This is a genomic window from Streptomyces sp. NBC_00091, from assembly GCF_026343185.1.
In the GTDB taxonomy this organism is placed as follows: domain Bacteria; phylum Actinomycetota; class Actinomycetes; order Streptomycetales; family Streptomycetaceae; genus Streptomyces.
Window position 1 is genome coordinate 4,863,304 of record NZ_JAPEMA010000001.1, and the last position, 17,085, is coordinate 4,880,388.

The 17,085-nt window shown below is 74.5% G+C and carries 17 protein-coding genes; 6 read left to right on the forward strand and 11 right to left on the reverse strand.

Features of this window, described 5'->3' with window-relative positions:
• Position 1: 1 nt before the first annotated feature.
• The 3 genes from OOK34_RS22435 to OOK34_RS22445 all read right to left on the reverse strand — a co-directional run bounded on the left by OOK34_RS22435 (position 2) and on the right by OOK34_RS22445 (position 2,675).
• Positions 2-1,039 (reverse strand): lytic polysaccharide monooxygenase, encoded by a 1,038-nt coding sequence (locus tag OOK34_RS22435; protein WP_267035640.1) that lies wholly within the window; start codon positions 1,037-1,039, stop codon positions 2-4.
• Positions 1,040-1,251: 212 nt separating this feature from the next.
• On the reverse strand, positions 1,252-1,734 hold the full coding sequence (locus OOK34_RS22440) for a DUF402 domain-containing protein (protein WP_267035641.1): 483 nt from the start codon (positions 1,732-1,734) through the stop codon (positions 1,252-1,254).
• Positions 1,731-2,675 carry a GNAT family N-acetyltransferase gene (locus tag OOK34_RS22445; RefSeq protein ID WP_267035642.1) on the reverse strand — a complete coding sequence of 315 codons (945 nt, stop codon included), beginning with the start codon at positions 2,673-2,675 and terminating at the stop codon, positions 1,731-1,733. Before OOK34_RS22445 ends, OOK34_RS22440 begins: the two co-directional genes overlap by 4 nt.
• An 81-nt stretch (positions 2,676-2,756) precedes the next feature.
• Between OOK34_RS22445 and OOK34_RS22450 the strand changes: the two genes are divergently transcribed.
• Positions 2,757-3,143: a GntR family transcriptional regulator gene (locus OOK34_RS22450; protein WP_267035643.1), complete on the forward strand. Its 387-nt coding sequence runs from the start codon at positions 2,757-2,759 to the stop codon at positions 3,141-3,143.
• A gap of 403 nt (positions 3,144-3,546) precedes the next feature.
• Here OOK34_RS22450 and OOK34_RS22455 read toward each other — a convergent pair whose 3' ends face one another.
• Positions 3,547-4,653 carry a DUF5925 domain-containing protein gene (locus OOK34_RS22455; protein ID WP_267035644.1) on the reverse strand — a complete coding sequence of 369 codons (1,107 nt, stop codon included), beginning with the start codon at positions 4,651-4,653 and terminating at the stop codon, positions 3,547-3,549.
• 208 nt (positions 4,654-4,861) lie between these two features.
• Between OOK34_RS22455 and OOK34_RS22460 the strand changes: the two genes are divergently transcribed.
• The gene (locus OOK34_RS22460; RefSeq protein WP_267036873.1) at positions 4,862-5,665 is read left to right on the forward strand and encodes an SGNH/GDSL hydrolase family protein; all 804 of its coding nucleotides are present in this window, start codon (positions 4,862-4,864) and stop codon (positions 5,663-5,665) included.
• Between the two features lie 10 nt (positions 5,666-5,675).
• Here OOK34_RS22460 and OOK34_RS22465 read toward each other — a convergent pair whose 3' ends face one another.
• A complete protein-coding gene (locus OOK34_RS22465) occupies positions 5,676-7,310 on the reverse strand; it encodes a serine/threonine-protein kinase (protein ID WP_267035645.1) in 1,635 nt (544 codons plus the stop codon).
• A 269-nt stretch (positions 7,311-7,579) separates the two neighbouring features.
• Between OOK34_RS22465 and OOK34_RS22470 the strand changes: the two genes are divergently transcribed.
• The gene (locus tag OOK34_RS22470; protein WP_078950594.1) at positions 7,580-7,849 is read left to right on the forward strand and encodes a hypothetical protein; all 270 of its coding nucleotides are present in this window, start codon (positions 7,580-7,582) and stop codon (positions 7,847-7,849) included.
• 93 nt (positions 7,850-7,942) lie between these two features.
• Here the strand turns inward: OOK34_RS22470 and OOK34_RS22475 are convergent, their stop codons facing one another.
• The gene (locus OOK34_RS22475) at positions 7,943-9,139 is read right to left on the reverse strand and encodes a CaiB/BaiF CoA-transferase family protein (RefSeq protein ID WP_267035646.1); all 1,197 of its coding nucleotides are present in this window, start codon (positions 9,137-9,139) and stop codon (positions 7,943-7,945) included.
• Positions 9,140-9,319: 180 nt separating this feature from the next.
• Between OOK34_RS22475 and OOK34_RS22480 the strand changes: the two genes are divergently transcribed.
• Entirely contained in the window at positions 9,320-10,222 is a 903-nt protein-coding gene (locus OOK34_RS22480; RefSeq protein WP_267035647.1) for a hypothetical protein, read from the forward strand.
• A gap of 17 nt (positions 10,223-10,239) precedes the next feature.
• Here OOK34_RS22480 and OOK34_RS22485 read toward each other — a convergent pair whose 3' ends face one another.
• Both OOK34_RS22485 and OOK34_RS22490 read right to left on the reverse strand, forming a co-directional pair.
• A complete protein-coding gene (locus OOK34_RS22485; RefSeq protein WP_267035648.1) occupies positions 10,240-11,028 on the reverse strand; it encodes an ABC transporter permease in 789 nt (262 codons plus the stop codon).
• The gene (locus tag OOK34_RS22490; RefSeq protein ID WP_267035649.1) at positions 11,025-12,011 is read right to left on the reverse strand and encodes an ATP-binding cassette domain-containing protein; all 987 of its coding nucleotides are present in this window, start codon (positions 12,009-12,011) and stop codon (positions 11,025-11,027) included. Before OOK34_RS22490 ends, OOK34_RS22485 begins: the two co-directional genes overlap by 4 nt.
• A gap of 77 nt (positions 12,012-12,088) precedes the next feature.
• Here OOK34_RS22490 and OOK34_RS22495 point away from each other — a divergent pair, with 77 nt between their 5' ends.
• The gene (locus OOK34_RS22495) at positions 12,089-12,814 is read left to right on the forward strand and encodes a TetR/AcrR family transcriptional regulator (RefSeq protein WP_267035650.1); all 726 of its coding nucleotides are present in this window, start codon (positions 12,089-12,091) and stop codon (positions 12,812-12,814) included.
• Positions 12,815-12,997: 183 nt separating this feature from the next.
• Here the strand turns inward: OOK34_RS22495 and OOK34_RS22500 are convergent, their stop codons facing one another.
• On the reverse strand, positions 12,998-14,119 hold the full coding sequence (locus OOK34_RS22500) for a type ISP restriction/modification enzyme (protein WP_267036874.1): 1,122 nt from the start codon (positions 14,117-14,119) through the stop codon (positions 12,998-13,000).
• 161 nt (positions 14,120-14,280) lie between these two features.
• Here OOK34_RS22500 and OOK34_RS22505 point away from each other — a divergent pair, with 161 nt between their 5' ends.
• On the forward strand, positions 14,281-14,445 hold the full coding sequence (locus OOK34_RS22505) for a hypothetical protein (RefSeq protein WP_267035651.1): 165 nt from the start codon (positions 14,281-14,283) through the stop codon (positions 14,443-14,445).
• Positions 14,446-14,548: 103 nt separating this feature from the next.
• Here OOK34_RS22505 and OOK34_RS22510 read toward each other — a convergent pair whose 3' ends face one another.
• Positions 14,549-15,298: a GntR family transcriptional regulator gene (locus tag OOK34_RS22510; RefSeq protein ID WP_267035652.1), complete on the reverse strand. Its 750-nt coding sequence runs from the start codon at positions 15,296-15,298 to the stop codon at positions 14,549-14,551.
• Positions 15,299-15,363: 65 nt separating this feature from the next.
• The gene (gene hmgA / locus OOK34_RS22515; protein ID WP_267035653.1) at positions 15,364-16,677 is read right to left on the reverse strand and encodes a homogentisate 1,2-dioxygenase; all 1,314 of its coding nucleotides are present in this window, start codon (positions 16,675-16,677) and stop codon (positions 15,364-15,366) included.
• Between the last annotated feature and the right edge of the window lie 408 nt (positions 16,678-17,085).

Below are 17,085 nucleotides of genomic sequence, written 5' to 3' on the forward strand. Positions count from 1 at the left end.
CCTAGCGGCCGTGACGGCCGGCCGTCGCCCGGCGGCGGGCCAGCGCGAACAGCACGGCCGCGCCGACGGCCAGCACCCCCGCTCCGGCGATCGCGATCGCCGGGGTGGCGGCGCTGCCGCCGGTCTCCGCGAGGTCCCCGCCCCCGCCCTGGGCGGCGGCCGGGGCGGGGGCCGGGGCGGCGGCGATCGGGGACGCGGCACCCTGGCCGTTCGTCTTCGGGTCGTTGTCGCCGTGGCCGTTGTGCTCCACCGTGGACCTGCCCGCGCCGTCGGAGATCTGCTGCTCCGTCGGGGCCTTGGGCGGTTCGACGGGCTTCGCGGAAGCACCGGTACTGGGCTTCGCGCTCGGCTTGCCGCTCGGGGTGGCCCCCGTACCGCTTCCGCCGGCGCTTCCGCTGTCCTTCCCGAACACCACGTCCGAGCAGGTGTAGAAGGCCTCCGGGCTGTCCGAGCGCTGCCAGATGCTGTAGATCAGGTGGCGGCCGGTCTTCTTCGGGACCGTCCCGCCGAAGACGTAGTCGCCGTTCTGCATGCCCGGGTCGGTGGCCTTCGCGAAGGGCGCGGGCTCCAGGTCGGACCACTTCAGCGGCTTGGAGGGGTCGTAGCCGTCCTTCGTCACGTACAGCTCGAAGGAGCCCTTGTGCGGGGCGGTCCCCTTGTACCGGAAGGTGTGCGCCCCGGCCGTCATCGGGCTGGCCGGCCAGTCGGCGCGGGCCAGGTCCAGCCCCTTGTACTTGGCGTTGCCCGCCGAGCACAGCTGCCCGTCCGGGATCAGCGCCTTGTGCTGCCCGGCGGCGTTGGCGATGTTCACCGCGTTCCAGTCGTAGAACGCCTGCGCCCCGCCCGCCGCGACGGCCGCCTTGCACGCCGCCGACTTCGGCGCCTCCGGACCCTCCGCGTAGCACGCCGCCACCCGGCTGACCGGGTCCGTCATCGAACCGTGCGCGGCCGCGGGGACGGCGGCGTACGCGGCCACCGCGAGCGGGGCGAGACCGGTGGCGGCGATACGGACGGCGGTACGGGCACGGGGTGCGGGCATGGGTGGATCTCCTTCGGGCGCAAGGCAGGGGGCGCCAGCGGAACCAGCCGGTGCGGCGCCGCCCCCCGATGGGTCCCGGCGCCGCCTCCGGCCCTCCCTGGCCCCGCCAAGCTAGCCCGCCCCCACCCCCGTTCGGCCCGTTCAGGCCCCCCGGAGGGGATCCTTAGGGTCCGCTTAAGGCAGCGGTAAGAGGCGCCTCAGGAACGGGCCGTTCAGCCGAGGAGTGCGGCCAGGCCGGCCGGCGTCCGGGCCTGGTCGTCCAGGGCGTCCAGGGCCCGTACGGCCTGGGCCGCCGCCTCGGGGTCGCTCGCGGCCAGGCCGCTCGCCGCGAACTCGTCCTCGTCCAGGCGCAGGACGGACTCCCCGTCCGCCGAGACCCACAGGTCCAGGTCCAGGTCCTCGACCACGATCTCGCCCTCGCGGACCACCGCCGGGCGCGTGATGTCGCAGTACCAGCCCTTGAGGACGCCCTCCCCGCTCCACACCTCCTTGACCGCGTACCAGCGCGTCCGCCAGAAGTGCTCCACGAACACGTCACCGGGCTCGAAGCGGACGAAGCCGAAGTCCCGTACCCCCTCGGCCGCCCAGGGCGCGCGCACGGAGATCCGGTCGCCGTCGTCGGCCACCTGCGCCGCCGGGTAGCTGATCTTGGTGCGGCCGGCCTTGGTGAGGGTGATGGTCCACCGTGTGGTCACTGCGCTGCTCCCAGCTGCTTCTTGTGGCGCGTCTCGGTCGCGCAGATCTCGTATCCGAACCATGAGTTGATCGCGAGCATCGGCTCGTTCCCGGCGTCGTTGCCGGTGAAGGCCTCGGTGTACCCGGCCGCGCGGGCCCGGTGCAGGGAGTCCGTCTTGGCGAGCTTGGCCAGCCCGCGGCCGCGGAAGGCGCGCAGGGTGCCGGTCATCGCCGAGGAGTAGCGGGTCGCGCCGTCCGTCTGCGCGGCGGAGAAGGCCGCCACGGCCCCGTCGACGAGGACGACCGTCGTCAGCTCCTGGTCGAAGGTCGGCTGGTGCCAGACGCTGTCCAGCCAGTCCTGGTAGTCGTTCAGCTCCGCCGGTACGTCCCCCGGCTCGTCGGCCGTCATCTCGGCGTCGGCCTCGAACAGCGGGCGCGGGTCGTCGGCGAAGGCGGAGCCGGGGCGCAGCTCGACCCCGGCGGGCAGCTCCCGGGGGAGCGGCGGCAGGGTGCCCGCCGCCAGGTCCAGGCGCAGGAAGTGCGCGGAGCGGCTGGGGCGGTAGCCGTGCCGCTCGGCGAAGGCCCGGTGGGCGGGCTCGTCGAGCACCCAGGCGTACGCGTCCACCGCGCCCTGCGCCGCGAGGTGCTCCTCGGCCGCGCGCAGCAGCGCGGTCCCGGCGCCGAAGCCCCGGTGCGCGGGGTCGACGTAGGCGTTCACGTACGACACCCCGGGCTCGGGGCTGTCGTACGCGAGGCCCACCTGGGCGGTGGCGACGACCGTCCCGTCCGGGGCCTCGGCGAGGAGGAGGCGGTAGCGCTTCGCGGGGTGGGCGGAGGCGAGTTCGTGGGCCACACCGGCGGGGGTGGTGACCATGAAGGGCAGGGCGGCACGGCGGACCCGTACGACGGCCTCGGCGTCCGGGAGGTCGTCGGGGCGCAGATCGCGGACGTGGAAGGTCATGCGGCCGACGTTATGTCCGGGGACGGCCTCGACGCCTGCGAATTACCCGGCGAATGTCAAACATGGGGGACAATCGGCCGCGTGACCTCGACCAACCTCAGGATCAGGATCGACGGCTCGGCCGGCTCGGCCGCCCCGTACGAACAGCTGCGCGCGCAGATCGCGGACCGGGCCCGGTCGGGGAAGCTGCCGGCGGGCTTCAAGCTGCCGACCGTGCGGGGGCTGGCGGAGGAGCTGGGGCTGGCCGCGAACACCGTCGCGAAGGCGTACCGGGCGCTGGAGGCCGACGGGGTGATCGAGACGCGGGGGCGGAACGGGACGTTCGTCGCGGCGGCGGAGGGTTCCTCGCGGGAGGCGGCCGCCGCCGCGCAGGCCTTCGCGGACCGGGCCCACCGGCTGGGCCTCACGGAAGCCGAAGCCCTGGCCGCCGCCACCACCGCCCTGCGGGCCCGCTACGCCCATTCTTGACGCTGCGCCGGCCTCCGCCGGCGGACCGGGGGTGGGGCCACGGGCCCGGGCTGGGGTCGGTTGTCCGTCTGCGGGTGGTGGCCGCTGCGCGGGGCAAGTCCCCTACCCGCCCTTCCACCGTTCCCCGGGCGCTGCCCGGACCCGCGCCTCAAACGCCGGCGGGGCTGAAGTTGCCCGGCGGCGCTGGTGTGCTCGGAGGGCAGTTCCAGCCGCGCCGGCGATTGAGGCGGGAACGGTGGAAGGGCGGGTAGGGGACCTGCTCCGCGCAGCGGCCCACCACCCGCAGGCGACGGCCGGACCCAGCCCGGGCCCGTAGCCCCGCCCGACAGGCCGCCGGACGGAGGCCGGCGCAGCGGCGCGAAGCCGGGGAGGCCGCTCGCGGCCGAGCCGCGCGAGCGGCGCGTTAAAGATAGAGCCCGGCCTCGGAGTTGTGGGGCTGGGGTGGGAGGACGGCGGCGGGGCCCGTGCCGCGGCGGAGGGCGAAGAGTTCGGCCAGGGTCGCGCCCTCGCGGGAGACGCCCTCGTCCGTGCCGAGCCAGTCCACCGCCTCCCGGTGGGTCAGCCGGCCGACCTCGATGCGGGCCAGGCAGCGCCCCGGGCGGACCACCGCCGGGTGGAGGCGTTCGAGGTCCTCGTTCGTCGTGACGCCGACCAGGACGTTGCGGCCCTGCCCCAGCAGACCGTCGGTGAGGTTCAGGAGCCGGGACAGGGCCTGGCCCGCCGTGTGCCGGGCCTCGCCGCGGATCAGCTCGTCGCAGTCCTCCAGCAGCAGCAGCCGCCACCGGCCCTTCGCCGTGCCCTCGTCCTCGCCGATCGCGATGTCCATGAGGTAGCCCACGTCGTTGAACAGCCGCTCCGGGTCCAGGACGCAGTCCACCTGGCACCAGTCCCGCCAGGAACGGGCGAGGGTGCGCAGCGCCGAGGTCTTGCCCGTGCCCGGCGGGCCGTGGAGCAGCAGCAGCCGGCCCGCGATGTCGTCCGGGGTGACCTTCATCAGCCGGTCCATCGCCCCTGCCACCGGCGCGGTGTAGTTCGGCCGCACCTCCGCCCAGGTGCCCGCGGAGATCTGCCGGGTCGTGCGGTACGGGCCGCGGCGCGGGGAGACGTACCAGAACCCCATCGTGACGCTCGAAGGCTGTGGTTCGGGCTCGTCCTGCGCCCCCTCCGTGGCCTCGCCGAGCACCTTCTCCGCGAGTTCCTCGCTGACCGCCGTCACGGTCACGTCCGCTCCCCGGCTCCAGCGGGAGACCAGTACCGTCCAGCCCTCGCCCTCGGCGAGCGTGGCGCTGCGGTCGGTGTCGCGCGCCGCGCGGAGCACGGTGGCCTTCGGGGGCAGCAGGGTGGCCTCCGCCTTCACCCGCTCGATCGTGACGCTCTGCGCGTACGGCTGCTCGCCGGTCGCGAACCGGCCGAGGAACAGCGCGTCGACGACATCCGACGGTGAGTCGCTGTCGTCGACATGGAGCCGGATCGGCAGCGCGTCATGCGGGTCTGCTGGCATGGCGCCCATGATCCGGCACGAACTGCCCCCACGCACCCGTGTTTCGCCGGATCGGGTGGCCGGGTTCCCTCTTCAAACGCATCGGGAGTGAAGATTCCGGCCGCCGCCCCACCCCAATCCCACCCCGAACATTCTTGGCATGGACACTTCCAGACATCCCCGGCTGCTTGTACCACGGACTCAGGAGTAACCCCCACAAGGAGCCGCACACATGAGCATGAGAATGCCGCGCTTCGCTGCCCTGACCTCCTCCCTGATCCTCGCCGCGGGCGCCGCCCTGTTCGGCGCCGGCCAGGCGGCCGCCGCACAGGCCGACTTCGGCTACGTCGCCCTCGGTGACTCGTACTCCTCCGGCGTCGGCGCCGGGAACTACGACAGCTCCAGCGGCAACTGCAAGCGCACCACCCGCGCCTACCCGGCCCTGTGGGCCGCCGCCCACGCCCCGCAGTCCTTCTCCTTCACCGCGTGCTCGGGTGCCCGTACCGGTGACGTCCTCGCGGGCCAGCTCGGCCCGCTCAATTCCGGCACCGACCTGGTCAGCATCACCGTCGGCGGCAACGACGCCGGATTCTCCGACGTGATGACGACCTGTGTCCTGCAGTCCGAGTCGACCTGCGTCAGCCGGGTCAACGAGGCCAAGAGGTACGTGGACTCCACCCTTCCCGGCCAGCTCGACCAGGTCTACGACGCCATCCACGGCCGCGCCCCCGGCGCCAGGGTCGTCGTCATCGGCTATCCCCGCTTCTACAAGCTGAACGGCACCTGCGTCGCCGGCCTCACCGAGGGCGAACGCTCCGCCATCAACGGCGCGGCCGACCACCTCAACGCCGCCATCGCCAAACGCGCCGCCGACCACGGCTTCACCTTCGCCTCGGTCGTCGGCGCCTTCACCGGCCACGAGATCTGCTCCGGCAGCGCGTGGCTGCACAGCGTCAACTGGGCCAACATCGGAGAGTCGTACCACCCCACCGCCACCGGACAGTCCAGTGGCTACCTGCCCGTCTTCACGAACAACGCGTAGGAGGGCCCGGCTACGGAGTGACGCCCGCGCTCGGCGTCGGCGTCCCCGTCCCGGCCGGTGAACCGGACGGGCCGGGGGAGCCGGGGGAGGAGGCCCCGCCCGTCGGGGTCTCCTTCTCGCACGTCAGGGAGTACTCCAGCCACGCCGAAGCCGTCTGCGCGGGCCGGCGCACCTCCAGCCGGACCGCGCCGTCGACGCTCGCGCCGGCCGGGTCGCCCGGCTCGGTGTGGTTCAGCTGGCGGGTGCGCGCCCCGCCGGCCTCGTACGTGATGCTCTGCCAGCCGGCCGTGGCCGCCGTCCCCCCGTCGCGCCCGACCCAGCGGTACTCCACCACGGCGGGGGTACGGGCCACCTCGATGGTGCCGGTGAAGGCGGGCGCGGCCACCTCGGGCGGCGGGCAGCTCCCGGTGTAGGCGGCGCGCAGGGTGTGGACGTAGACGGTGACGCCCTGCGGGGGCTCCGCACTCGTGGACGGCGAAGCGGAGGCCGAAGCCGATGCCGACGGGGGCGCGGACGGGGAGGCGGAGGTCTGCGCGCCGGAGGCGGGGGCGGAGGGGCCGCCGCCCGGCTCCTCCTCGCCCCCGGTGTCCCGCAGCAGCAGCCACCCCAGCAGGGCCACCGCCAGCAGCAGCACCACGATCCCGAGGGTCAGCACCGCCCCGGCCCGCCCCTGCCCCGACGTCGGCCCGGACACCGGCGCCGGTACGGGTACGGGCGCGTGCGGCACCGGCGGGGTCTCCCCGTACACCGCCCGCGTGGTGGCCGTCGGCGCCCCCGGGCCCGACGCCGGCCCGCCGGGGTCCCGTACGGCCCCTCCCGCGCCGATGATCCGCAGCATCCGGGCGGCCTCCGCGGCGGGCAGCCGCGCGCCCGGGTCCTTGCGCAGCAGCCCCTCCAGCACCGGCTCCAGCGTCCCGGCCCGGCGCGGCGGGGGCAACTCCGAGTCCACCACGGCCTGGAGGGTGGACAGCGGGGTGTCCTTCCGGAAGGGCGAGACCCCCTCCACGGCCGCGTACAGCATCACCCCGAGCGACCACAGGTCCGACTCCGGCCCGGGCTCCTGCCCCAACGCCCGCTCCGGGGCGAGGAATTCGGGGGAGCCGACGACCTCGCCGGTCATCGTGAGCGCCGAGGAGCCCTCCAGGCGCGCGATCCCGAAGTCGCTCAGCACCACCCGTCCGTCATTGGCGATCAGCACGTTGGCCGGCTTCACGTCCCGGTGCAGCACCCCGGCCTCGTGCGCGGAGCGCAGCGCGGCCAGCACCTGCTCGCCGATGTGCGCGGCCCGCTGCGGGGTCATCGGGCCCTCGCCCTCCAGCACCTCCGCCAGGGAGAGCCCGCGCACCAGCTCCATCACGATCCAGGGGCGGCCCTCCTCGCTCGCCACGTCGTAGACCGTGACCACCCCGCGGTGCGAGACCCGGGCGGCGGCCCACGCCTCCCGCTCCAGCCGCCGGTACATGCGCTCGACCTCGGCGGCGTCCAGCCCGGCGGGGGCCCGCACCTCCTTGACCGCGACCTCGCGGCCCAGCACCTCGTCCCGGGCGCGCCACACGAGGCCCATGCCGCCGCGGCCCAGCTCTCCGAGCAGCCGGTACCGGCCGGCGATGACACGCCCGGTGTCCCCGCTTTCGTTCCCGCTCACGTGAACCCCCCTGCGTCACCGGGTGATCACTCCAAGTTAGCGCAGTGCGGGTCCGGTGGCCCCCGTCGTGACGACACTGTCACCGACCGCTGTACACGGCCCCCCAAGTCGCCCCATTGGTACGGAGAGTGACGGTCGACTCCGCTGAGTAATCGTCAACTACCCGTAATTACAGGGGTAATTCACACCACCGGGATACCCGAGGGCGTTGCGGGGGCGATAGGGTTACCCTGCCCGGGCCGGGTGCCCTCGTACGGGTGGGGAGAGACATGGAACAGATAGCAATGCGCAGCAGGCCGCCCCGCGTGCCTGCCATCACCTGCGGCAGCAGCGCGGTCAGCTCGCGCCTCGACCGCCACCTCGCCGTGCTGGGCGGACCCGCCGTCCCGCACCACGAGGTCGCCGAGGCGACCCTGCTGATGCGCGAGCTCACCTCGCGCGACCACACCCACGTCCAGCGGAGCCGGAGCGCGCGCGTCGCGCTCTTCGCACCGCTGCGCAGGCTGCGGCGCACGCTCTTCGGCAGCCGCCGCTCGTAAACCGCACGCGCAGCCGGCCCGTCCGGCTGTGCACCCCGGCCCCGTTCCCGTCCCCTTCCGGCGTCCCCGGGAACCCCCGGCGCCACCCCGGCCTCAGGCGATCACACCGTCCCGGCGCAGTGCCGTGATCTGCGCGCCCGTCATCCCCAGGGCGCGCAGCAGGGCGTCGGTGTGTTCGCCGAGCGCGGGCACCGCTCCCATCCGCGGTTCCGCGCCACCCGGCAGCCCGATCGGCGGCAGCAGCGCCCGCAGCGGGCCCGCAGGTGAATCCACCTCCCGCCAGCGGTCGCGTGCCGCCAGCTGCGGGTGCGCGGCCAGTCGCTCCACCGAGCCCAGCCGCGCGCAGGCGATCCCGGCCGCCTCCAGCCGCGCGACGGCCTCCTCCGCGCCGAGCCGGCCGAGCGCCTCGGCCACCACGGCGTCGGTCTTCTCCCGGCCCCGGGTGCGGGCCGCGTTCGTCGCGTACGCCGGATCCTGCGCCAGGTCCGGCCGCTCCAGCACCTGGACCGCGAGCCGCCGCCACTCCCGGTCGTTCTGCACCGACAGCAGGACGCGGTCCCCGTCGGCGGTCGCGTAGGCGTCGTAGGGCGCGATCACGGAGTGCGCGAGCCCTGTGCGTACCGGCTGCCGCCCGCCGTGCATCGTGTGGTGCAGGGGATGCCCCATCCACTCGGCGAGCGCGTCCAGCATCGACACCTCCACGGGCCCGCCGCGCCCGGTGACCCCGCGCCGCAGCAGGGCGGCCAGCACCCCCGAGAAGGCGTACATGGCGGCCGCGATGTCCGCGGCCGGGATCCCCGCCTTCACGGGCTGCCCGGCGGTGCCGGTCACCGAGACCAGCCCCGCCTCGCACTGCACGAGCATGTCGTAGGCGCGCTTGTGGGCGTACGGGCCCTCGGCGCCGTAGCCGGAGATGTCCACGGCGACCAGGCGCGGGTAGCGGGCGCACAGCGCGGCCGCGTCGATCCCCAGCCGGGCGGCGGCCCCGTGCGCCAGGTTCTGGACGAAGACGTCGGCGCCCTCGAGCAGGCCGTGCAGCACCTCCAGCCCCCGCGGGTCCTTCAGATCGAGCGTCAGGGACTCCTTGCCGCGGTTGGCCCACACGAAGTGCGAGGCCAGACCCCGGGCGGCGGTGTCGTAGGCGCGCGCGAAGTCGCCGCCGTCGGGCCGCTCGACCTTGATCACCCGGGCGCCGAGGTCGGCGAGCTGGCGGGTGGCGAAGGGGGCCGAGACGGCCTGCTCGACGGCGACGACGGTGAGCCCGGCGAGCGGGAGGGGTTCGGTAGCCATGGGGCCTGCCTACCGGGTGGAAGCCGGGTCTGTCACCCGGGTGCGGAGCGGAAGTCCGGTGGAATGTCCCGGTTGCATGCGTAATGTACGGGGCGTCCGTCGACGACTCGTACAGAAGGGTTGCCCATGAGAGCCCCGACCGCACCGCTCGCACGCTCCGCAGTCCGGCGGGTGGCGGTCGTGCTGATAGCTCTTCTGTCAGGGCTGGCGCTGGCGGTGGCCCCGGCCGGGGCGCAGGGCCGCGCACCGGACCCGCTGGGCGTGACCGCTTCCAGCACCGCCGGCGTCGTGACGAGCGCTCCGGGCTGCCCCTCGGGGCCGCTCACCGAGGGCAGGCTGCTCACCGGCAGCACCTCGCTGCCCCCCGGAGCCTTCTCCTCGCTCGCCAGCCAGTTGAGCGTCAGCCTGCCCTTCCGGATCGGCGGCATCCAGGTCGGCCTCTCCGGGAGCGAGGCCCAGGTCGCCCTGGCCAACGCACGCGGAACCCTGACCCTGGCCCTCAGCAGCGGAGACTGCACCACCCCCGGCAGCCTGGTCTACGACGGGACCACGGTGAGCGGGGGCGGCAACTGGACCGTCGTACCGGACGCCACCCCGGCGAACGCCTACCGGGGCGCTTCGGGCTCGGGAACCTTCACGCTGAACTCCGACGTCACGCCCACCGGCACCGGCAAGTCATGGAGCCTGAGCCTCTCGGGGAGCGTCACCCTGCCCCAGCCGCAGGTCGCCGTGACCCAGCGTGCCTACTGGGGCGGCATCGGCAACTACCTGACCCGCACCCTCAGCGTCGAGTACCGGATCCGGAACACGGGGCCCGGCGACGCCTTCAACGTGAAGCTGCTCGACGCCCTGCCCACGGGGTCCGGGATCACCCGGCTCGGCCCGGTGCCGCAGACGGTGGGCGCCATCCGGTCCGGCGCCACCGCGGCGGTGGTCGTCCGCTACCGGGTGTGCGGCCTGGTCGTCCTGGGCTGCCGCTTCACCGCCAACACCCAGACGTCCCTGACGGACGCCCTGGACGGCAACCTGCACACGGAGACGGTCCCGGTGGCCGTACAGGTGCCGGTCACGCCGGTTCCTTGACGCTCCCTCCGGTCCCCTCAGCCCTGGCCACGCGCGAACCGGCGCGTGGCCAGCGGCACGAAGAGGGTCAGGAGCAGCAGCGACCACAGCACCGCCCCCGCGACCGGATGCTCCATCGGCCAGGCCGCGCCCGGCGCGGCCGCGCCGCCCGCGTTCCCGCACAGCTCCCGTACGGCGGTGGCCACCGCGCTGATCGGGTTCCATTCCGCGACCGCCCGCAGCCAGCCGGGCAGCCCGGCCGTCGGCAGATAGGCGCTGGAGAGCATGGGCAGGATGAAGGTGGCGCTGCCGAGCTGGCCCGCCGCCTCCTCGCTCTTGCTCACCAGCCCGAGGTACGTGCCCGCCCAGGCGGCGGCGAAGCGGAACAGCAGTAGCACTCCGAGCGCCCCGAGCGCGCCGGGCAGTCCGTTCTCGACCCGCCAGCCCATCGCCAGCCCCACCAGCATCAGCGGGACCATCGACACCGCCGTGGTCAGCAGGTCGGCGGCGGTCTGTCCCAGCGGGACCGCCGTCCGGCTCATCGGCAGCGTCCGGAAACGGTCCATCACCCCGCGGTGGGCGTCCTGCGCGGCGGTGAACATGCCGGTCATCAGGCCGTTCGCGGCGGTCGCGGCGAGCAGCCCGGGCACCAGGAACTCGCGGTACTCGGCGCCCGGCATGGCGAGCGCGCTGCCGAACACGTAGCCGAAGAAGAGCAGCATCGTGATCGGCATGGTCTGGGTCAGGATCAGCAGGGCCGGGGCGTGCCGGGCCTTCTGGAGCTGGCGGGTGAGGACGGCGCCGCCGTCCGACAGCAGGGTGGTCATGCCGCGATCTCCTCGTTCTGGTCGTTCTGCGCGCCGGCAGGGGTCGTACGGGTCCGGGTGAGGCGCAGGAACACCTCGTCGAGGGTGGGCGGGCGCAGGCTCGCGTCGGTCACCGGGACCCCGGCGGTGTCGAGTTCGCGGATGATCCGGGGCAGGGTGAGCCCGGGGTCCGCCACGGTCACGCCGACGGTGAGGCGTTCCTCGTCCAGGACGGGCCGGCCGCCGGTGAGCTGGTCGAGGACCACGGCCGCACCCGGGAGGGCGGGCGGCTCGGCGACGGTGACCTCGGCGTAGGCGCCGATCCGGGCCTTGAGGTCGGTGGGGGTGCCGGTGGCGACGGCCCGGCCCCGGTCGACGACCACGATGTCGTCGGCGAGCCGGTCGGCCTCCTCCAGGTACTGCGTGGTGAGCAGCACCGTGGTGCCCCCGTCGGCGAGTTCGCGCACCGCCGTCCAGATCTGCTCGCGGGCCGCCGGGTCGAGGCCGGTCGTGGGCTCGTCGAGGAACAGTACCCGGGGGTGGGTGACCAGCCCGGCGGCCAGGTCCAGGCGCCGCTTCATACCGCCCGACCAGGTGGAGGCCATCCGGTCGGCGGCCTCGTCCAGCCCGAAGCGCTCCAGCAGCTCGTCGGCGCGGGCCCGCCCGGCCCGTCCGCGCAGTCCGGCGAGCCGGGCGAAGAGCCGGAGGTTCTCACGGCCGGTCAGGTCCCCGTCGACGGAGGCGTACTGGCCGGTGACCCCGATGGCGCGGCGTACGGCGGCCGGGTCGCCGGTGACCTCGTGGCCCGCGACCAGGGCGCGGCCGGCGGTGGGGGTGGTGAGCGTGGTCAGGATCCGCACGGCGGTGGTCTTGCCCGCGCCGTTGGGGCCCAGCAGCCCGCAGACGGTGCCTTGCGGCACGGCCAGGTCCAGCCCGCGCAGGGCGTGCACCTCTCCGTAGTGCTTCTCCAGACCCTCACTAAGTACAGCGTACGTAGTTGTCATGTGCCGCACCCTACCGCACTACGTACGGTGTACGTAACTAAGATGGTTGCCGAGACGACGACGAGGTGATGTGACCGATGACTGCCGGCGGGAGCCCCGCTGAACCCGAAGTGATCTGGGCCCGCCCGCCACGGGCCGGCCGCGGGCCGCGGCCCGCGCACAGCCGCGACTCCATCGCGGCCGAGGCGGTACGGATCGCCGACGCGGAGGGGATCGAGGCCGTTTCCATGCGGCGCGTGGCCGCCGGGATCGGCGCAGGGACGATGTCCCTGTACAACTACGTCCCCCGCAAGGAGGACCTGTACGAGCTGATGGTCGACGCGGTCAGCGGGGAGTACGACCTGACCCCGCCGAGCGGGGACTGGCGGGGCGACCTGCTCGCACTGGCCCGCCAGACCCGGGCCCTGATGCGCCGCCACCCCTGGCTGCCCCGGCTGCTGAGCCCGGTCTACGGCTTCAGCCCGCACGCCCTGCGGTACCTGGAGCACAGCCTGGCCTGCCTGGAGCCGCTGGAGGTGCCCGGCGGCGAGAAGCTGGAGCTGATCGCGGCGATCAACGGCACGGTGGCCACCTTCGTGGCGGGGGAGCTGGCCCTGGCCGAACGGGCCCGCTCGCTGCCCTGGAGCGAGGCCGCGGAGCAGGGCGTACGGATGGCCTGGCTCGGCTCGCGGCTGGAGACGGGGGAGTACCCGCGGCTCGCGGCGGCCCTCACCGAGGGCACCCCGGTGACCGCCGCCGGGGCCGACCTGACGGCGGCGTTCGACCGCGCGGTGTCCCGGCTGCTGGAGGCGTGGGCCGCGTAGGGGGCTTCGGGGGCTGCCGGGGGCTCCCGGGGCCGGGCTCGGGGCTTCCCGGGGGCTCCCGGGGTGGGGCGGGGCGAGGGCTTCCCGGGGTCGGGCTCGGGCTTCCCGAGGCTTCCCCGGGGCGGGGCGGGGGCGCAGGCTTCCCCGGGGGCTTCCCGGGCCGCCGCGCGGGCTTACCGCAGGTCAGAGCAGCGCGAACTGGCCGCCCGGGCCCTCCTCCTCGTGGTCCAGCACCGAGGCCGGCCGCCGGGCCCAGCGCGGCGGCGGCAGCACCCCGGCGGCCTCCAGCTCCGCGACCGGCAGCAGCGGCCCGGGGGTGAACCCCGCCCGCTCCGGAGCCAGATCGGCCAGCAGCGCCAAGGTCGTCACCAGGGCGAGCAGCTCCGAGGTCCAGGCCTGCGGCCACTCGGCGGGACCCAGCCCCTCCAGGTCCCGCACCTGCGGATCCCGGTGCGCGCCGCGGGCCGCGAGCCACGCCTCGAGCACCCGCACGCCCTGGGCCTCGTACTCCCAGGCCCCCGCCGGGACCGGGGAGACCGCCCCGTCCCCGAGGGTCAGCGTCTCGGTCTGCGGGTCGTACCCGAGCCCCTCCGGCCAGGCCGTGACCGCCGCGCGGACGTACGGCCGCCGCCCGCCGGGCAGCCGCGGCGGCTCCCCGCCGCGCGCCCCGCGCAGCTGGACGGTCAGCAGCCGGTGGCCCAGCTCCAGGCCGGCCCGCCAGCGCCCGGGGTCGGCGGCGAGCGGGACCTCGTACCCCCGCGGCCCGGGGCGTCCCGCGGCGAGGATCCAGCACAGCACGTCCTCCGGGGTGACCCAGCCGCCGTAGCGCCCGCCCAGCAGGGCCGCGAGCCCCGGCGCGAGATTCGGCTCGGCCCCGCCCGGGCGCCGGTGCAGCGGGCGGATCCGGCCGAGCCGGCCGGCCGGGAGGTGCGGGGTGACCAGCGGGCCGGGGGCCTCCACCAGGAACAGCTGCTGCGCGTCGCGGACCCGCCACAGCTCGGGGCGGGCGGAGTCGATGAGCCGCTGGTCGGGCAGCAGCCACTGCTCGTCGAAGGGCGCGCGGAGCACCCGTACCGGGTCCGGGAAGGGGCCGGGCTCGTCGGCGAAGCGGGCGGTGGCCGAACGCTGCCCGGGCAGGGCGGCCGCCCCGGCGGAGGGCGTACGGGTCCGGCTCGGGCGGAACAGCCGCTCCCGCTCCGCCCCTTCGGCGGCGGTCAGGGCAGTCCAGCGGGCGCGCAGCGTGGCGGGATCGGGCGCCGCCACCCAGTCGCGGCCCAGGCGCAGGCCGCCCACGGCCCACGGCATCAGATCGTCCAGCAGCGGTACGTCAGCGCTCACCCGGCAGATGGTAGCGACGGGGTGCCGGGGCCGGGCCGTGTCCCGGCCGAAGCGTTACGCTCCTTATGTACGCATCCTCCATGTATGTATGCATGGGCTCTGTACGGATGGGCACGGAGGAGTCGGCCATGAGTCAGTACGACGAGTATTCGACGCCGTCGCAGGCCGAGGGCGAGCGGCTGGATGAGGACATGGACGAGCGGGAGAAGGCGCAACGCCACCCGCAGACCATGCGCACCACGCCCTCCCAGGCCGAGGGCGAGCGCACGACCGAGGAACAGGACGAGAAGTAGGACCGGGAAGCAGAGGAAACAGGGGGAGCGGGACGAGAATCGCGCCGGCTCCGGGACCGCCGGGCCCGGGAACCCCGGAGCCGACGGCTTCCCCGTACGCCCCTCAGGGCGCCTCGACGGTCACCGTGAAGGAGAACCGGTCGCCCCGGTACCGGATCCGGGCCACGTCGACGACCCGCCCGCCCTCGTCGTAGGTCACGCCCGTGTAGTGCAGGATCGGGCTCAGCAGCGGGACCTCGAGCAGCTCGGCCGTGACCGGGTCGGCGAGCCGCGCCTCGACGGTGTCCGTGATCCGGCTGATCCGTACGCCGACCACGTCGCGCAGCACCTTCGTCATCGGCCAGCGCTCCAGATCGGCCAGGTCCACCGCGTCGGCGAGCTCCGGGCGCACCGCGTTCTCCGCCCAGTTGGTGGGCTCCCCGCTCTCGCCGTCGCGCCGCAGCCTGCGGTACGTGACCACCTCCGCCGTGTCCGGGAAGTGCTCCAGCAGCTCCCCGGACACCGGCGTCCGCTCACGGCCGAGGACCGTCGTCCGCTCACCCGACTGCTGCGCCACGATCGCGTCCACCGAGCCGAGCAGCCGCACGGGCGCGCTGCGCATCGCGCCCGGCTCGATGAAGGTGCCGCGCCGCCGGTGCCGGCTGATGAGGCCCTCGCCCTCCAGCTCCTTGAGCGCCTGGCGCATCGTCAGCACGCTCACCCCGTAGTGCTCGGCGAGCCGCTCCTCGGTCGGCAGCCGCAGCGAGGCGTCCGGGGTGCGCCCCAGTATCGAGGCGCGCAACGACTGGGACACCTGGTACCAGAGCGGCAGCTTCCGGTTCAGGACCAGGGAGTCGGGGGCGAAGGCGGTCACGGGTGGTTCTCCGTACTGGACTTCATGCGGGGTGAGGCGGGCATGCAGGTGTAGGCATGGGCATGTTAGGCGCGGAAGTGGCGCTGGAGACCCTGCCATACGTCGTCGTATCCGCGCTGGAGGTGATCCGCCCCGGCCGCCTGGGGGGTGGCGGTGATCGGCCAGCGGGTCTCGAACATGAAGGCCAGGCCGTCGTCGATCTTCTGCGGCTTCAGCTCGGCGGCGCTGGCCTTGTCGAAGGTCTCCCGGTCCGGGCCGTGGGCGGACATCATGTTGTGCAGCGAGCCGCCGCCGGGCACGAAGCCCTCGGCCTTGGCGTCGTAGGCGCCCTCGATCAGGCCCATGTACTCGCTCATCACGTTCCGGTGGAAGTACGGCGGGCGGAAGGTGTCCTCGCCGACCAGCCAGCGCGGGGCGAACACCACGAAGTCCACGCCCGCCAGGCCCGGGGTGTCGGAGGGCGAGGTCAGCACGGTGAAGATCGACGGGTCGGGGTGGTCGTAGCTGATGGAGCCGATCACGTTGAAGCGGCGCAGGTCGTAGACGTACGGGACGTGCGTGCCGTGCCAGGCGACCACGTCCAGCGGGGAGTGGTCGTACGTCGCGGACCAGAGGTTGCCGCAGAACTTGTTGACCACCTCGGTCGGGCGCTCCACGTCCTCGTACGCGGCGACCGGCGCGCGGAAGTCGCGGGCGGAGGCCAGGCCGTTGGCGCCGATCGGGCCGAGGTCGGGCAGCTCGAAGGGCTGCCCGTAGTTCTCGCACACGTAGCCGCGCGCGTCGCCGTCGAGCAGCTCGACGCGGAAACGGACGCCGCGCGGGATCAGCGCCACCTCGCCGGGGCCGGCGCTCAGCAGGCCGAGCTCGGTGCGCAGCAGCAGGCCGCCGCGCTCCGGGACGATCAGCAGCTCGCCGTCCGAGTCGCTGAACACCCGGTCGGTCATCGAGGCGTTGGCGGAGTAGAGGTGGATGGCCATGCCGGTGCGCTGGGTGGTGTCGCCGTTGCCGCCCAGGGTCCACAGACCGGCCAGGAAGTCGGTGCCGGGGGCCGGGTCGGGCAGCGGGTTCCAGCGCAGCCGGTTGGGGTCCGGGACGGACTCGGTGAAGGGCCCGCTGCGCAGGGCGCCGTTGTCCACCCGGGTGAAGGCCGGGTGCGCGGCCGAGGGGCGGATCCGGTAGAGCCACGAGCGCCGGTTGTGGCGGCGCGGCTCGGTGAAGGCGCTGCCGCTGAGCTGCTCGGCGTAGAGGCCGAGGGCGGCGCGCTGGGGGGAGTTCCGGCCGTGCGGGAGCGCCCCGGGCACGGCCTCCGAGCTGTGCTCGTTCCCGAAGCCGGTGAGGTACTCCAGCGCCTCCGCCGTCTTCCTGGCCTGCTCACTCATGGGCTGCTCCCGCTCCGTCGAAGGAATCCTATGGCCGACAGTAGGATTCCCGGCCCCCCCACGTCAACGCCGTCCCACCACTACGGGACCAATTCCCCCCAGAACCCGCCCCCTGGAGCTTGCCCCCTGGAGCCCGCCCCCGGGGTGCCACCGGACGGGGCCCGCCCCAGGGGTCACCGGACGGGGCACTCGCCCCAGGGGCCCACGGCTGCGCGCCCACCGTCGGGCGTCCGCCGGTGGTCACCGCGGCCGTCGGGCCGGCCCGGGGGGCTGGGGGCGTGCCCCCAGTTTCGGGAAGGGGCGGGGTGGGGGAATCCACCCCCGGGCCGGCCCCACCCGCGAACCGGTCCCGCAGGGCAGGCCCCGCGCAACGATCCGGCCAACGCTCCGCAGGAATCCGCACGGGGG

Bases quoted from the DNA above. Each gene is read 5' to 3' on its own strand.
- OOK34_RS22490 (WP_267035649.1), bottom strand. From the start codon at position 12,011: ATGACAACTACGTACGCTGTACTTAGTGAGGGTCTGGAGAAGCACTAC.
- OOK34_RS22445 (WP_267035642.1), bottom strand. From the start codon at position 2,675: ATGACCTTCCACGTCCGCGATCTGCGCCCCGACGACCTCCCGGACGCC.
- OOK34_RS22435 (WP_267035640.1), bottom strand. From the start codon at position 1,039: ATGCCCGCACCCCGTGCCCGTACCGCCGTCCGTATCGCCGCCACCGGT.
- hmgA (WP_267035653.1), bottom strand. From the start codon at position 16,677: ATGAGTGAGCAGGCCAGGAAGACGGCGGAGGCGCTGGAGTACCTCACC.
- OOK34_RS22460 (WP_267036873.1), top strand. From the start codon at position 4,862: ATGAGAATGCCGCGCTTCGCTGCCCTGACCTCCTCCCTGATCCTCGCC.
- OOK34_RS22505 (WP_267035651.1), top strand. From the start codon at position 14,281: ATGAGTCAGTACGACGAGTATTCGACGCCGTCGCAGGCCGAGGGCGAG.
- OOK34_RS22475 (WP_267035646.1), bottom strand. From the start codon at position 9,139: ATGGCTACCGAACCCCTCCCGCTCGCCGGGCTCACCGTCGTCGCCGTC.
- OOK34_RS22470 (WP_078950594.1), top strand. From the start codon at position 7,580: ATGGAACAGATAGCAATGCGCAGCAGGCCGCCCCGCGTGCCTGCCATC.
- OOK34_RS22485 (WP_267035648.1), bottom strand. From the start codon at position 11,028: ATGACCACCCTGCTGTCGGACGGCGGCGCCGTCCTCACCCGCCAGCTC.
- OOK34_RS22495 (WP_267035650.1), top strand. From the start codon at position 12,089: ATGACTGCCGGCGGGAGCCCCGCTGAACCCGAAGTGATCTGGGCCCGC.
- OOK34_RS22500 (WP_267036874.1), bottom strand. From the start codon at position 14,119: ATGCCGTGGGCCGTGGGCGGCCTGCGCCTGGGCCGCGACTGGGTGGCG.
- OOK34_RS22455 (WP_267035644.1), bottom strand. From the start codon at position 4,653: ATGGGCGCCATGCCAGCAGACCCGCATGACGCGCTGCCGATCCGGCTC.